1 protein-coding gene is annotated in these 388 nt (G+C 71.1%); it reads right to left on the bottom strand.

Annotated features, from left to right (window positions below; translation table 11 throughout):
* Window positions 1–388: PLP-dependent transferase (locus tag GPA27_RS28690; protein WP_211165328.1), on the bottom strand; the 388-nt coding region annotated here is incomplete at both ends.

The raw sequence follows: 388 nt of genomic DNA on the forward strand, positions 1-388 counted from the left end.
GTCGGCCAGCCCCGTGGCTTTGATGGGCAACTGCAGGCGGTTGCACACGGCCAGGCACTGGTCGGGGTTGCGCAGCTCGAACGACAGCAGCCACGAGCCCGCCTTGAGGTGCTTGCGCGCAAAGGCGTGCTGCGGGTGCGAGGGCAGCATGGGGTACAGCACGCGCGAGACGGCCGGGTGCGCCTCCAGCCGCTGCGCCAGCGCCAGGGCGGTGGCACTGGTGCGGTCCATGCGCAGCGACAAAGTCTCCGCGCCCAGGGCCAGCTGGTGGGCGGCGTGGGACGACAGCGTGCCGCCCATGTCGCGCAGGCCCTTTTTGCGCAGCTGCTGCAGGCCCCAGCCCTTCGCGTCGCCCTTGCGGTAGGCCGCAAAGATGTTGGGGTAGCCC

Origin of the sequence: Aromatoleum toluolicum, from assembly GCF_012911005.2 — a bacterium.
GTDB lineage: Bacteria > Pseudomonadota > Gammaproteobacteria > Burkholderiales > Rhodocyclaceae > Aromatoleum > Aromatoleum toluolicum.